At 33.9% G+C, this 15524-nt stretch carries 14 protein-coding genes; 5 read left to right on the top strand and 9 right to left on the bottom strand.

From position 1 onward, the window contains the following. Positions 1-95: 95 nt before the first annotated feature. Positions 96-2012, bottom strand: a complete 1917-nt coding sequence (locus DW114_RS18715; RefSeq protein ID WP_117455536.1) for a sensor domain-containing diguanylate cyclase — start codon at positions 2010-2012, stop codon at positions 96-98. Between the two features lie 156 nt (positions 2013-2168). On the opposite strand from DW114_RS18715, the gene DW114_RS18710 reads away from it, so the two are divergent. Together DW114_RS18710 and DW114_RS18705 are read left to right on the top strand one after the other, a co-directional pair. After that, positions 2169-2813, top strand: coding sequence for a TMEM165/GDT1 family protein (locus DW114_RS18710; protein ID WP_117455534.1), 645 nt, complete (start codon positions 2169-2171; stop codon positions 2811-2813). A 58-nt stretch (positions 2814-2871) separates the two neighbouring features. Next, positions 2872-4623 (top strand): M3 family oligoendopeptidase, encoded by a 1752-nt coding sequence (locus DW114_RS18705; protein WP_117455532.1) that lies wholly within the window; start codon positions 2872-2874, stop codon positions 4621-4623. Positions 4624-4753: 130 nt separating this feature from the next. Here DW114_RS18705 and chbG read toward each other — a convergent pair whose 3' ends face one another. Genes chbG through DW114_RS18690 form a run of 3 tightly spaced genes read right to left on the bottom strand, consistent with a single transcriptional unit; the run spans position 4754 to position 7755 of the window. Continuing rightward, positions 4754-5458 carry a chitin disaccharide deacetylase gene (chbG, locus tag DW114_RS18700; RefSeq protein ID WP_117455530.1) on the bottom strand — a complete coding sequence of 235 codons (705 nt, stop codon included), beginning with the start codon at positions 5456-5458 and terminating at the stop codon, positions 4754-4756. Between the two features lie 14 nt (positions 5459-5472). Continuing rightward, positions 5473-6387, bottom strand: a complete 915-nt coding sequence (locus tag DW114_RS18695) for an AEC family transporter (RefSeq protein ID WP_117455527.1) — start codon at positions 6385-6387, stop codon at positions 5473-5475. Positions 6388-6444: 57 nt separating this feature from the next. Further along, positions 6445-7755 carry a PTS sugar transporter subunit IIC gene (locus DW114_RS18690; protein WP_117455525.1) on the bottom strand — a complete coding sequence of 437 codons (1311 nt, stop codon included), beginning with the start codon at positions 7753-7755 and terminating at the stop codon, positions 6445-6447. A 337-nt stretch (positions 7756-8092) separates the two neighbouring features. Here DW114_RS18690 and DW114_RS18685 point away from each other — a divergent pair, with 337 nt between their 5' ends. From DW114_RS18685 to DW114_RS18675, 3 genes are read left to right on the top strand one after another with little or no spacing between them, the layout of a single operon-like run. Further along, the gene (locus tag DW114_RS18685) at positions 8093-9163 is read left to right on the top strand and encodes a hypothetical protein (protein ID WP_147322655.1); all 1071 of its coding nucleotides are present in this window, start codon (positions 8093-8095) and stop codon (positions 9161-9163) included. A gap of 56 nt (positions 9164-9219) precedes the next feature. Continuing rightward, positions 9220-9972, top strand: coding sequence for a MurR/RpiR family transcriptional regulator (locus DW114_RS18680; protein ID WP_117455521.1), 753 nt, complete (start codon positions 9220-9222; stop codon positions 9970-9972). A 3-nt stretch (positions 9973-9975) separates the two neighbouring features. Further along, positions 9976-10182 carry a hypothetical protein gene (locus DW114_RS18675; RefSeq protein ID WP_117455519.1) on the top strand — a complete coding sequence of 69 codons (207 nt, stop codon included), beginning with the start codon at positions 9976-9978 and terminating at the stop codon, positions 10180-10182. A 171-nt stretch (positions 10183-10353) separates the two neighbouring features. On the opposite strand, the gene DW114_RS18670 is transcribed toward DW114_RS18675, so the two are convergent. The 5 genes from DW114_RS18670 to DW114_RS18650 form a co-directional block, all read right to left on the bottom strand. After that, a complete protein-coding gene (locus DW114_RS18670; RefSeq protein ID WP_117455517.1) occupies positions 10354-11829 on the bottom strand; it encodes a response regulator transcription factor in 1476 nt (491 codons plus the stop codon). After that, a complete protein-coding gene (locus DW114_RS18665) occupies positions 11826-13289 on the bottom strand; it encodes a sensor histidine kinase (protein WP_117455515.1) in 1464 nt (487 codons plus the stop codon). Before DW114_RS18665 ends, DW114_RS18670 begins: the two co-directional genes overlap by 4 nt. A 4-nt stretch (positions 13290-13293) precedes the next feature. Next, complete coding sequence (locus DW114_RS18660) at positions 13294-14229, bottom strand: substrate-binding domain-containing protein (protein ID WP_117455513.1); 936 nt, start codon at positions 14227-14229, stop codon at positions 13294-13296. 320 nt (positions 14230-14549) lie between these two features. Continuing rightward, positions 14550-14723 carry a FeoB-associated Cys-rich membrane protein gene (locus tag DW114_RS18655; RefSeq protein ID WP_117455511.1) on the bottom strand — a complete coding sequence of 58 codons (174 nt, stop codon included), beginning with the start codon at positions 14721-14723 and terminating at the stop codon, positions 14550-14552. A 12-nt stretch (positions 14724-14735) separates the two neighbouring features. Further along, on the bottom strand, positions 14736-15524 hold a 789-nt coding region (locus DW114_RS18650; protein ID WP_147323142.1), incomplete at its 5' end, for a nucleoside recognition domain-containing protein.

The raw sequence follows: 15524 nt of genomic DNA, 5'->3' as shown, positions 1-15524 counted from the left end.
TAATAAACAATTATTAGATTTGTAAGGTCATAAATGAACAAAAAAAGTAGAATGATTTGTATATTTACACTAAATCATTCTACTTTTCGTATATTTTATGAATTTTCTTTCTGATAAATGGTGAAACCATTTTTACCGTTTTTCTTTGTTTGATATAACGCGCGGTCTGCGTTTTTATATAATTGTTCAAAGTCAGTTCCTGCATCAGGTGCTATCGCTACACCAATACTTGTGGATATTGGACAAACGACGTCTTTCTCCAGATAATTGTGATGAAGAACCTTTACCAATTGTGCACCTTTTCTTTCCACTTGTTCATAATTATGCACTGGTATGAATGCGACAAATTCATCGCCGCCAATTCTTCCCACGATATCCTGTTCATTAAACTGATTTTTCAAAATATGCGCAAAATCTGCGATTACATGATCTCCTACTGCATGTCCAAAACGATCATTAACCAGTTTAAATGCATCAATATCTAAGATAAAGAATGCGAATAATTGTTCAGGATGCTGATGCAGCATCTGGATGATTTTATCCTGTGTTGTCTTTTTATTATATAAAGAACTCAAATGATCTCGTTCAAGATTTGCCAACAGTTTTTTCTCTTGTGTCTTTTGAGCATCAATATTTTGACGATAAGAGAACATTCTAACGGAATTATCCTCTTCCCATGTGAAGATACGGGCAGTGATACGCATCCAGTAATATCTTATACCATCATCACTGATCATGAAATCATAGGTCAATGATTCTATGCCGTTCTTATATGCATCTAACACATTTTCCGGACTGAATGTTTTTATATATCCTTCCTGATATTCTTCTTTAATCTGTTCTCTAGCAACAATTTTTAATGCCTCATCATAAGGGGTTCCTTTTGGTACACATAAATCTTCAAAGAATTCTTCTGTTTCAATATTGCCAAAGCAATTATGTGTGATATCCAATTCAATGATATTCTGGAACATTTGTTCCGTTGCTTTTTGGAAGATATCCCGATGTTCTTTTTCATGTTTTTGAGTCATACGCACAATCGTATGGTTATATTTTTTAATGATATTGGTAATAATGACCAGTACACAGGTGATAACCGCAATAATAACAAGGAATCCTCCAATGATCTGGCCGTTTAAATTCTCCTGTAATTGTGAAGTATCATGGTCAATCAATAGATACCATTCTAGATTATCAATATAGCGACTGACTAAATATCCTCTTCTTTTACCTGAATGATACCAAAAATCCTGCATATTGGAATCTTTATTCAGTATATCCTTCTTTAGTTGCTGAAAAACATCATTTTGAAAAATATTTTTTTCTTTATATGCCGTGTCTGTGGAAGATATTTCTATTGTGCCTTGTGCATTGATCAAATACGTATCAATACCATATTCAGTTTCATATTTTGCCAATAGATTTTGTAAGTTTTTTACTCGAAATCCCACACCAACAACACCAATTGTTTCTTTATTTTCTCCCTTAATGGCACAGTTGATAAACACTGTGATATCATTGTTTGCATTTGCGACTTCATCATTATCGATTTTAATGCCATATTCAGCTTTACTGTTTAAAAAATCATAATACCATTCATTTTCTGGATTATCTTTTGTTAAAATACGATCAAGACCATTGTAGTAATAATATCTGCTTGTTTCTTTTGATACCAGAAAAACAGAATCATAACCATATTTTATACGATATGCATTTAAATAATCCCGCATTTGTTTAATATAAGAATCATCATCTTTTTTCAAAGCTTCTTCACCAAGGAAATCTTTTAATAACACATCATTCGCCATCGTCATGGATACATTGATTGGTTTTGAGAAGATTGTATCAATGTTATGATAAATCCCTTCCGATGTCAGATTAGATACCTCTTCAATATCTTTTTGAAAAATCTGTTTATTTGAATGATAACTGATAATTGATGTTATGAAAAATCCCAAAATGATGATGATACATATAAATAGATTTGTTTTCAACAGCACCTTTTCCTTCATATTATCATTTCCCTTCCTAAAAATAATCATTCTTATTGTATCATATATTAGTGTATAATAGTTATTTTTAGAATATTTAGTAAAATTAATCTTGTTTTGTCCCGTCAAAAAAAGACATAATTGTGAAATCAGCACATAAGCTTTATTGGTGATAACATGTTATTTCATACATTTATATTAGTATTTCTTGCCGAAATGGCAGATAAAACACAGCTTATGATGATGGCCTTATGCAATCGTTATAAGACGCGCAATGTAGTCATTGGAATGGGACTTGGTATCTGTATGATATCTGCTTTATCTGTATGCGCTGGTGATTTAATTGGTGATTATATTCCTATCAAAGTTGTAAAAATGGCAGCTGCGATGATGTTTTTGGGTTTTGGCTTATGGAATCTTAGAGATGGTAAAGAGGAGGAAGGAAAAGATATTTCCGTTCGTTTTCCTGTATTGTCCATTGCTTTTACCTTTATGCTTGCGGAATTAGGGGATAAAACACAACTTGCGACCGTTGCCCTTGCGGCTGATCATATGGATGCACATATGGCTGTCTTTCTGGGTGGTGCTTTCGGCTTATTCCTTGCAAATCTAATTGGTATCTTTGCGGGTAAATTAATATTCTCACATGTAAGTCAAAATACTGTAAAAGTAGGCAGTTCTTATTTCTTTCTGTTATTTGGTTCTATTACTTTATTTGAAGCTGTCACGGTTTCATTACCGGTGATTGTCATTTACAGCATCTTTTTGATCACGATTGCTTATTTAATTTATGTACATGCCAGAAAAACTTCTTTATCATAGCGCATATTTCTATTCATCCGTGATATAATAGAAAATGATGAAAAAAAGGAGTTTTTTTATGAAAGAATGGTCGTTAGATATCCTGTATAAAGGATACGATGATCCTGAATTTACACAGGATCTGGATAAGCTTACAAATTTAATTAATGAAATCAAAGAATACAGCAAATCTTTGACTCGCGATGATGAAGTGAAAACACTTTGTACCATGATGGATTTATTAGAACGTTTACAATTATTAGAATATCCGCTATTCGTATATGTGAATTTGCGTCAAAGCACGGATACAACAGATGTAGAAACTTCAAACTATCAAACACGTTTGATGGCACTGACTGCTTCTATCAGTAAAGCGATTTCTATCTTTAACCGCTATATTGCGGAAACAGAAGCATTAGATGCTTATATCGAAGAAAATGAACAGTTGCATGCTTATGCTTATTTATTGAAAAGCACGAAACGTGATGCAAAATATCAGTTGAGTGATGAAGTGGAAGATGTCATTTCCAAGATGGATTTAAATGCCGGCAGTGCCTGGTCTAACTTGCGTGAATTTGTGACTTCTACCATGAATGTGGTATATCGTGGAGAAGACAGTAATCTGTCCGCTGTAAGAAATCTTGCCTATGATGGAGATCCACAGGTTAGAAAAGATGCCTATGAAGCAGAACTTACTTCTTATGAACAGGTTAAAGATAGTATTGCTTTTGCTTTAAACAGTATCAAAGGACAAGCAAATACGATTAGTGAATTACGTGGCTATACTTCCCCATTAGATATGACGTTACATCAATCCCGTATGAAAAAAGAAACATTAGATGCCATGTTTACAGCGATGAAAGAATATTTCCCTAAATTTCATGCATATTTAAAACAGAAAGCAAAATTACTGGGACATGCAAATGGGCTTCCTTGGTATGATTTATTTGCACCACTTGGTGAAAATCATAAACGTTATAGTATCGATGAAGCAAAACAATATCTGTTAGATCATTTCAGACCATTTGCGGATGATATGGCAGATATGATGGAGCGTGCATTTGATGAATCATGGATTGATTTCTATCCGAAAAAAGGAAAAGTCGGTGGCGCCTTCTGTGAAAACCTTCCATTTGTGAAACAAAGCCGTGTCTTAACCAATTATGATGGCTCATTAGGTGATATTGTGACGCTGGCGCATGAGCTAGGACATGCTTATCATGGCTTGATGATTGAAGATCACCGTCCATTAAATTGGGATTATTCAATGCCAGTGGCAGAAACAGCAAGTACATTTAATGAAAATATCATTATGAATGCGGCAATTGATGCTGCTGATCATGATGAAAAAATCGTATTAATTGAAACACAGCTGCAGGATTTAACTCAGATTATGTGTGATATCTATTCTCGTTTCTTATTTGAACAGGAAGTATTTGAAAGACGTAAAAATGAATTCTTAAATGCTGAAGAATTAAAAAACATTATGCTGGAAGCACAGAAAGAAGCGTATGGAGATGGACTTGATCCAGAATATTTGCATCCATATATGTGGATCAATAAGTCACATTACTATTCTGCTGATTTGAATTTCTATAACTTCCCTTATGCATTTGGCGGTTTATTCGCAAGAGGTCTAGTTGTAAAATATCAGGAAATGGGCGATGCCTTTGTGGATAAATATCGTGAAATGCTAAAAGCCACAACAGTGATGGATGTGGAAGAAGTAGCTGATATCATGGATATTGATTTAACAGATATCAACTTCTGGAGAAGTGCATTGGATACAGCTGCCAAACGTATTGATGAATTCTTAGAATTAACAAAATAAAAAAATAGCGCAAGCCTTTGTGAAAAAGGAATTGCGCTATTTTTTTAGATGATATTTTTCTGAATTATTTTTCAATATTTTAATATGATAAATAAAAAACGATTTTCAAAGATTCAATCCCTGAAGTTATCTATCGGTTTCCATAATTCGTAAGTTGGATGTGGTGTTGTTCAATAAATTTTATCAACTGCTTATCGCATAAAACATCCAATTCTTTTACACGAGCTGTATGATAACTTGATGAACGATATAATTCTAAATCACAATATCCAGGATGCGTCATAATTTCAATATTTTCTTCCTTGTGTGATGCAAGTAAAGAAATCAAAGCTTCAACCGTAGCAGTTTGATCATAAAATCCTGTCACAAATGTGAAATCAGAATATCTTCTCATTGGAAGAGCATATTCTTTCGCCAGTTTTTCTGATATAGGCAACATTCCTTTTGCATCATGTACACTATGATGAGAATCAAGATGATCTGGTTTTTTATGAAATATATCAATAAATTTTTCTATTTGCGCTTTAAATTCTTCATATACTTCTTCAGGCTTTATTTGATCAAGTGTTTCATAGAATTGCTTCTTATTTTTAAAATATCCGTTGTTTAATGTTAAAGAGGGTGCACCGGTTAAAGATTTACCAAGTGTCAAGGTTAAATGAACCCCCATTCCCAAATCAGGTAAATCTTCAATCAATTCTGCACCATAAGCGATATATGGCATATTCGTTAATACGGTAGTAGAGCGTATGATTCCATTCTTATATCCATAAATAATGCCTTCTGTTACTCCTTTGGTATAGCCAAAATCATCTGCATTGATTATTAATTTCATTGTGATCTCCTTTCTTAAAGCCAGCTTTGGGCAATTGTGATAATAAATGGTAGTGTAATCATTGATAATATTGTGGATAAACATATCGTTTTGACACTATATAAATATTCTTTATCATATAAAGAAGCAAAAATTGCGATATTACTGCCTACCGGCGCACTTGCGGCGATTAGGATGGCCAAACGTATTTCCTTAGATATAAATGGAAATAAGCGCATCATACATAATGTAAACAATGGTATAATCAGCAATCGTACCATACTTGAAAAAAACAATTTTTTATCATGAAACATGGATAAAAATGATATCTGTGCCAAATATACGCCACTAATCAACATAGCCAAAGGAGTATTTAACCCAGCAACTGCCTGTAACAGGGTATTTCCCATTTCCGGCATCGGCAGCTTGCAAAAGAAAATTACACAACCAAGGATGGTAGATATCACAATGGGATTCATGAACAGTTTTTTAAATGAAATAACTTGTTGATCCTGTGTCATAATAAATAAGCCATAGGTCCATTGCAAGATATTTAACAAAGCAATATATGCGGCTATATAAAACACTGCATTTTCACCAATTGCGGCTTGTACCAATGGAATACCAATAAATCCGGCATTAGAAAAACAGGACGCAAAGTTATCTAATGGATGAACCTTTTTGAATAATAGATAAGATATCGTTATCGCAAGTAATAAGGATAATACAGATAGCATAGCGGATAAAAACAATCCCTGTACCCGTATATCCGTTTTTTCTACGCAAAAGCTTTTTATGATCACAAGTGGAATCACTACATATAATAATAAGTTTCCAAATTCTTTAGAGCCTTGTACGGTAAGCTTTTTACGTTTATAAAGCATTACACCAATCAACATGAATATAAACATCATAATGATTTGTTTTAATAAAATCATACCAATTTCCATAATTACCTCCCAGAAATAAAGAACCCAGCTTACCAGCAAGCTGAGCCCTTTTTCGTTTTATGCTTCTTCCTGTGCTTCCTTTGCCAGCAGCTGTTTATCATATGTTTTCAAGAATGGGAAAACAATAAAGCAGTCAACAACCAGCAGCGCAAACCATACAATGATCGTTTTCCAATCCATCGTTGCCAAGAATGCCTGTAAAGGTCCTGGCACTGTAAATGGCAATGTCACAAAGAAACGTCCAATAATATTTGCGTCCATCAATAAATATGCTACAGAGAAATTTAACATGGAACAGATCAATAATGGCATATATGTAAATACATTTAATACTGTAGGAATACCGAAAATCATTGGTTCATTGATATTAAACAAAGTAGGTATCAGTGCAACACGAGATACACTCTTCATCTGTGCAGATTTACACATCAACAACATGACGATTAACATTGCCGTATAGGTAATCCAGTTTCCAAACACACTATTGACTGCACCAGAGAAAATCTGTGGTAAAGGTAAATTATTTGCATATGCATCAGCATTTAAAGCCAATCCCATTGTTGTTATTGGACTAACAACTACGGAAACCATGTTTGCACCATGAATACCAAAGAACCAGAAGGTTGTCATTAAGAAGTTGATCAGTAAAATACTTGGTAAACTTCCTGATGCTGAAATCAATGGCTGGAATAATTTATAGATCAGCATTGTTAATCCACCACCAGTAAGATCAGTACTTAACATATTTAAGAATAAAAATAAAATAACATTAAATCCTAATGGTAATAATACGTTAAATGGTGCGGCAACATTTGGAGGTACTGCTGCAGGCATCTTAATACAAATATTCTTTTTGATAAAGAAACGGTTGATTTCCACAACAATAATCGCAATTAATAAACCAGTAAACATTGCGCCAGCACCCAGTTGACCTGCCTGGATCGTTGCTCCATCAGGAAAACCTGCGATACATAAGAATACAAGCAATGCGGCAATCATATTATTAATACCATCCATTTCATATGATTTTGCCAAACGATAAGATACACCAGCTACAACGTATATAGAAATAATTCCAATCGTTAAGTAATAAGGTATCATCAGTGTTGCGTTATAGGTTGCAGCCCAAGACTGCCAGCCTAATAATAATCCATTGAAGAAGTTTGTATTTTCTAATCCAGCAGGTACTGGAGGAATAGCAAGTATCATTGCAAGACCTCCAATAATTGTTAATGGGATTAAAATAGACATCCCATCACGAATGGCTGCCATATGACGCTGATTTCCCAGTTTTGTAGCGAACGGCAATATTTTTTCTTCCATAAACCCCTGGAATCTATCCATAATTCCTTGTTTTGATTCAGACATAAAAATCCTTTCTCTCCTTTCCAGCTATTTGCTGAAGTTTCCTAAATCGGTTATTTGATAACGCTTCTTATGTGCACCTAAGAAATGTTATCGCTTCCAACCACAATTACAGTCTAGCATATTTGAATGAACCATTCAATACTTTTTTTAATTTTTTTGAATTATATTTGCATTTTGCTTTTTCATGTGTTTTAATATTAGTGAAGAAAGGAGAGATAAAAGTATGAAGACTAGTTTCTTTAAACGGGATGTAACTCCTGATAGATCTTGCAGAATGGGAGGTTACGATAGAAAACAAAAAAGTACTGGAGTTTTAGATCCTATACAGGTGAATTATATGAGTTTAGAAGTTGATCAAAAAGTGATACTGTTTGCGATGATTGACTGTATTTGTCTTGAAAAAAGTTTTGTAGAAGAAATTCAGGAAGAAGTATCTAAGATTATTGGTATTGCAAAGCATCAAATCATCATCAGCTGTATTCATACACATTCAGCCCCCTGTTACTTTAAATTGACATTTGAATCGGTTCCGGCTGAAACAGCGTTGACCCAAAACCTAAAAGAACAAATAAAAAAAGATCTGTTATATTGTCATCAGCACATGCAAATAAGTACTTTACAATATGAAACTTGTATGATAGATGGACTATATGGCAATCGTAATGTAAAAGATGGCTGGAGTGATAAATCATTTCATGTATTAAAATTCTTTCATAACAATCAATTAATCGGAAGCTTTGTAAATATCAGTACACATCCTACATTACTAAATGGCAATAATCTTTTATTGAGTGCTGATTTATTAGGACATGTACGAAATCAATTAGAAGAACAACTACAAGCTCCTGTTTTTATCAGTAATGGCACATGTGGAGATGTTTCCACCAGATTTTATCGAGATGGTCATGAAGATTTAGATCAGATTGCGCACGCGATTCTCCAACAATATAACCAGAAAAAAACAACAGAAAACATCACTTTAGATCAATGTGAACTTAAAGATATCGCATACGATAGTACATCTGATTTTAAAAATGATCCAATTCATTTATCGATTAGAAAACGTGTTGAAGCTGATGATACAAATCCCATGAAAGATTTATTTTTACATAAATGTGATATCAAAGAAGCTATGGGAAAGTTTACCTTGCAACTTCGTTCATTGATTATCGATTATGGTAACATCATGATAATTACTTTACCTGGGGATATTTTAAGCGCATTTGGAAAAAAAATAAAAGCGGCTTTTCCAAATAAAATTGTCATTTTTATCTGTTATAGTGGAAATTATTGTAACTATTTTGTCCCTGAAGAAGAATATGGAAAATATTTTGAAACATTTAATTCAAGACTTCAAATTGGAGAAGCTGATAAGTTCATTCAAAAAATCATTAATCTAGCTAAATGAGATATTTATATTGATTTAAACAAACGAATCAGTTATGATGAATCTGGTGATGAAAAATGAATCCTTATGAATTAATTGATTTAAAGAAAAGCTCGTTTACAAAAACCGATCTGCATATCGTAGATCTGGTCACAAAAAATGCGGATGCAATTTTCCGTAACGCAACCATTACAAATCTTGCGAAAGAATATGGCATCTCACAAGCCTCATTAACTCGTTTTATCCAAAAGCTGGGTTATCCATCTTATAGTGAATTTAAATTCGATATTTATCGAAGTGAAAAACAGTCATTAACAAATGAAGGCGGCAGCGAAAGTATTTTAGAGTCTTACAGCAATCTTATACTGCAAATGCGCAATGTGTTAAAAGATGATGATTTACAGATGATTGCTAAAGAAATCGCACAAGCTAGAAATGTTGTGACGATTGGTATGCACAAAAGTTATTTACCTGCACAATCATTTCAATATAATATGTTGAAACTGGCGAAACCATCCATTGCCTTTAATGCTGATGATCGACATGAAATCAAACATTTTATTACTTCTGAAGACGTCGTACTGTTATTTACTGCAGAAGGTGATAGTGCCAAGGAATTTATTGATGAATTTAAAGATAGAGAAGTTTCCATCATTCTAATTACCATGAATGATAAAACATCTATAAAGAAATATGCAAAACATGTGATTTGGCTGCCTAACAGCAGAAACCAGAATATGCATAAATATTTAGAAAATCAGGTTTTCTTTTTGGTATTTGCTGATTTATTAACCAGCTATGTTGCAAAAGAAATACAGAAAGGAGAATAGATCATGATCGTAATCAATTGTGCGCTAATGCAAAATGAAATCATATCATTTGTAGAAGCATATCATGAAAGCATCCACTTTGAAAAGAAAGCGGGCATTGGATTGCAATTTTCATCAGATGATGAAAAAACGTTGGCACCTGAAATAAAAAAAGCTTTGAAAGCAGATCCACGCTTCAAAGCATTATTCTTCAATGTCGAGGTAAAATAAAAAAGCCCCGCTCTGGGAGAAGCGGGAACTTTTTTAAAGAAAAAGGATTAATTTAAGGTTGGCTGGTAACAACCTTACATTATGGTATTGCAGATAGTATGATTGGTCTTATCTGCAACTATTATTATACAACAAAAATATAGTAAATTGTTGTTATTTATAGAAATTTTTTTAGATTTCTTCCTTTTCAAAAGTATTTTTATATACTTTTGGTGTAACTCCGGTATACTTCTTAAAGATTTTTGTAAAATAGTTCTGCCCCTGAAAACCAACTTCATAAGCGATTTCTTTGATTCTTTTGTTGGTTTTCAACAGTTCTTTACTTGCCTCTACACGACGTTCACTGACCAGCTCTGTGAACGTTTTTTTCATACTTGTATTTAACAGCTTACTAATATAAAAGGGAGAAACATCCAAAGCTTCTGCCATATCATTCAATGTGATAGGGCGCCGATAATTGGCATCAATGAATTTTAAAGCCTGACGAACAAGATGATTGGTATTCTTGAATCGATACGATAGCATATCCTGATAATATTTCATAATATTCATATGTATAAACAAATTCACTTCCTGAAAAGAGGTAGCGCTCAGCTGTATAGGAGCAATCGGTGATATTTCCATATCAGCATAGGTTTCTTTTAGATGTATAAATATAGAATCCATCAGCTGTTGGATATCTTCTTCCATTACGGCTTTTTCACTCGCTAATAATGATTGGGTATAATCAAGTGTATATTTTTTTACCTTCTCTTCTTCGATATCATCAAATGCCTGTATCATTTTCTGTATCAATTCATCCTTATTGCCATTGTTCTGTGGCTCTTTTTGATCATTTGCAAACTGAGCCAGTGTATTATTTTTAGCTTTACGATATGATTCATAAATATGAATATCCTCTTCAATACTGCCCACCTGTAAGGCAGGATCTATTTGTTTCCATGCTTCAAATTTCTGATGTAGTTTTTCCTTTTCCTTAGGGAATAACCAGTGTTTTAAAAATATAAAAGTGATATATTCTCCATGTAATTTCCCGGTAATGATACGATTATCCTCTTGATAAAAGAAAGCCTTCATATCCTGTTGTACATCTTCCTTGGTTCCTACGATACAAAAACCACAAACAATTTGTTTATCCAGCAATAACAATGCCTGTTTCAATGATAAATCATCTTCATTAGACATGATCTTATAGAAGCATTCATTCTCCATGATCGGGGTATATTTTTCAAGTTTATCTAACAACTCATTTTTGGTCTGTTTTTCTACACTCTTCACTTTCTGCTTTTCCATGACTTTTTCTACCGCCTGTAACATATCCGCAATATTATATGGCTTTAAGATAAAATCATCAACCCCTAGGCGAATTGCTTCTTGTGCATATGCGAAATAATCATAACTAGATAAAATCAAAAATTCACAATCCTTTCCATAAGATTGAATCCGGCGAATTACCTCTAAACCACTGAATTTAGGAATATTGATATCCGCTAATATAATGGAGGGCTGTTTTTTTTCATATAGCTGTAGCGCTTCTTCTCCATTCATCGCCTGACACACTTCTACATTTGGGATATGTTCTTCTAAAATCTTTACCAAAGTTTCACGTTCAATTTTCTCATCTTCTATGACCATTATCTTTATCATACATCTTCTCCCTCTCTGATTCTGATCGTTATCTCAAAACCACAATCGATATCACTATCCACAATGATTTTTACACGATCGTGAAAAAATGCTTTTAATCGCTTAGTGACATTATAAAGTCCCAAGTGACTGCGTTCATCTTCATCTACCTGAAAATCATTTAATATCAGTTTTTCTAGTTTTTGTGGAGATATTCCCACACCATTGTCAGCGATACTAATGATGACCTCATCCTGATAGCTTCCTACTTCTATACTAACTTCTCCATCTTCTGTGACATCTTTTAATCCATGGGTAACAGCATTTTCTACAAGGGGCTGTAGTATCATACTAGGCATAGCGATGTTTTCTACATCCTCCTCTTGTTCAATTAGAAAATGAATACGTCCGCCATAACGTTTTTCCTGAATATAGTTATAGTTTTCTATGGCTTTTAATTCTTTATGTAAATCACTGATTTTATTGGCACTGTCTAATCCATAACGAAGCAGCTGGCTGGTTTTTTCCATTAATTCACTTGTCTGCATGGCTCCTTCCTGGTACGCCATTTTATATATCATATTTAAGGTATTGAATAAAAAGTGAGGATTGATTTGATTTTGCAGGATCTTTAATTCACTTTGCGCAAGCAGCTCATCTTTCTTCAGATTCTCATTTTGCTGTTCCAGCACCCGTTTTTCCAGTTCGGCCTTTTCTTTTGCGTAGCTGATATTCTCCTGCACACGTCCTGCCATATCTTCTAATTCAATACATAAGGCATTCATTTCGGTATTCACATTAGAAATCTGTGTTAAATCATATGTACCCTGTTTGATACGATTCATATTCTTGATAATTTTATCAATGGGGTCTGTTAAAGAACGAAGCGTTGTAATGGAGAAATATACCATCCAGATACTTACATATAATAATAGAAACAAAGTGACCAGCTGTACGATCTGTTGATATTTATGTACTGCTGATTTTTGTACCTGCATATCCTGTGTCAGATATCCATAGCTATCTGCATTGGTATGATCAATCAACGCATAATAGGTTGTTAATGTTTCATATGCTTCATTAAAAGTATCATTGGGCTGCATGTTTTCTTTTTTTACGATATCTGCCTGTTTTACATAGGCATCTAACATATTTCTAAGTGATGTAAAACGCCATTCGATATCCATATTGTCCAAACTTTCCTGGATATTTTCTAAATTTTGATAACTCTCTTTTTTCGCATCTTTGTATAATTGATAATTCTCATCACTTGGATTATATAGATATCCCTGAAAAGAATCATTCATCAGCTTTACGTTAGTATAGAATTTATTCAACTGGTTATAAGCGGTATAAGTGGCATTATATTTTTGAAGGGTGTGATGGTTGATGATGATATACATACCTGTCACAATCAACAGAATCGAAATTAACAACAGGTTATAGCTGAAAATTGTTCTTTTAAAACTTTTCTTTTTCATAGAATCACCTGATTTGTTTATAAGATGCGATATTGTCACTATTGATCAGCATCAGCTTCGCTCCAATTTGTGAGCTTTCTGGATTTTTTCCATACACAATGTCATCATATAGAATTTTTACACCTTCATATCCATAATTATAAAAGCTGGTGACAACACTTCCTTTTACCTTTCCTTCTTTGATAAATGCCAGAGTATCTTTCATATCATCTACACCATATACGAGCAAATCTTTACTGCTGTTTTCATCATTCATTGCTTCTATACAGCCTGCCGCACCTTCTCCTGCAAAGTTTAATGCGACATTCATTTTCTTGTTTAATACTTTTTGCCATTCTTCTCTGGCATGCAGTTTATCTGACTTGGATTCACTGATGGCGATGATTTCATAGCCACCTTTATGTTTTTGAAATACTTTTTCTACTGCATGGAGTTGTCCCTGAGCAAGATCAAAGCTTAACTGGGATACCTGTATGCCAATATACAGTTTTTCATCCTTTCCAAGCGTTTTTTCTATATCATCTAATAAAAGGTCTGCCTGTTGATCAAAGTCCTTTGTGATGGTTGCTAATGGCTTACTGTCTTTGATTCCTGAATCTACCAGTACAAAAGGTATTCCCTGATTCTTCCCCTGTTCAATCAAAGAAGGATCAATCACTCCCTGTGTAATAATGCCATCACATTTTTGTAAAATGCCTGCCAGAATCACATTCTCCATTTCTTTTGTATCAATACCTGTTGGTCCTTTCCAATCACAATAGATTTTTAGTTCTTTACATGCATCTTCCATTCCCTGCTTGGCCTGAAGCCATAAAGTATGATTGGATAAAGGCGTCGCAAATAAAAAATAAATAGGTTCTTTATTGCCTTCTGTGTTAGAAGCCGTACATCCAAAACAACTCAGACATAATAAAAAAAAGACCAGACATAATTTCTTCATGACAACATCCCTTTCCACATGCCTTCATTGTATCATAAAAAAAGCATAAAAAAAATGATTCTCGAAAGGGATTAAGAATCATTTCTTTGCACAAATCATAGGATTCCACTTACTATCCTCACATAGTAAGTACAAACAACCTCTGAACTCATGGTCATGTTATGCCAAATACAGGGTTTATTAGTTGGAAGCTGTTTGTTCCTGCTTCGTGCTTATTACAACTTCTATTATATCTTATTAGAAAAGTAATATCTTGTCATTTTTAGCAATGTTTTGTATTATTGCAGGATAATTCACTTCTTATCACTCATTTACACACATTATATGTTTGAGTCATGATGGTGACAACCCATCTGGCAATGTCCACAATTCCCACCACAGCAGGATTTTCCCTGTTTTTTGTCTTTTCTCATACGATATATGATTAAAACAACTAGTCCAATTAATAATAACGATACAATCAATGTTGATAAATAATCAAATAATAAATGCATGTCCATACCTCCTTAAACCCGTATGATTTTACGTGGTTTTATAAATTCTTTATATGGTTTAAATAGCATGTATATCATAAAACAGAATATCAGAGTCGCAAAGATCAATCCAGACATATGTCCTTCTCCTGTAAATAGTGATCCAAATTGATAAATCATCAGGGAAACAGCATATGCAAAGCTACATTGATAACCTATCGCAAATAGTGTCCATTTGGCGGAGTTCATTTCTCTTCTGATCGCACCGATTGCCGCAAAGCAGGGTGCACATAATAAATTAAAGCACAAGAAGGAATACGCTGCCAACTGACTCATGCCTTCAAAATCAAGAACACCAAATACTCCGACAACTTCTTCTTTGGCGACAAGTCCCATAATCGTCGCAATTGTTGCTTTAATGTTCCCAAAGCCAAGCGGTATAAATATCCAGCTTACTACATTGCCAAGCATTCCCAGCATACTGTTTTCTAATTCCATATCTAAATCAAAACCAAAAGATCCATTGACCATACCAAACACAGAACCAGCCCATATCACGATAGATGACAGTAAAATAATGGTACCTGCCTTTTTGATAAAGGAAGATGCACGCTCCCACATAGAGCGAAACAGATGAGTAAGCGTTGGCATATGATAAGATGGAAGTTCCATTACAAATGGCGCAGGATCTCCTGCAAACATACGTGTTTTTTTCAACATGATTCCTGATATCACAATGGCGGCAATGCCTATAAAATAAGCACTTGGAGCTACCCACCATGCGCCATGAAATAATGCAGACGCAATCATTGCGATAATTGG

Origin of the sequence: Absiella sp. AM09-50 (genome assembly GCF_003433845.1) — a bacterium.
Classification (GTDB): domain Bacteria; phylum Bacillota_I; class Bacilli_A; order Erysipelotrichales; family Erysipelotrichaceae; genus Hoskinsella; species Hoskinsella hominis.
The sequence above is the reverse complement of the archived record's forward strand: the minus strand, read 5'-3'. Positions and strand labels throughout refer to the sequence as shown.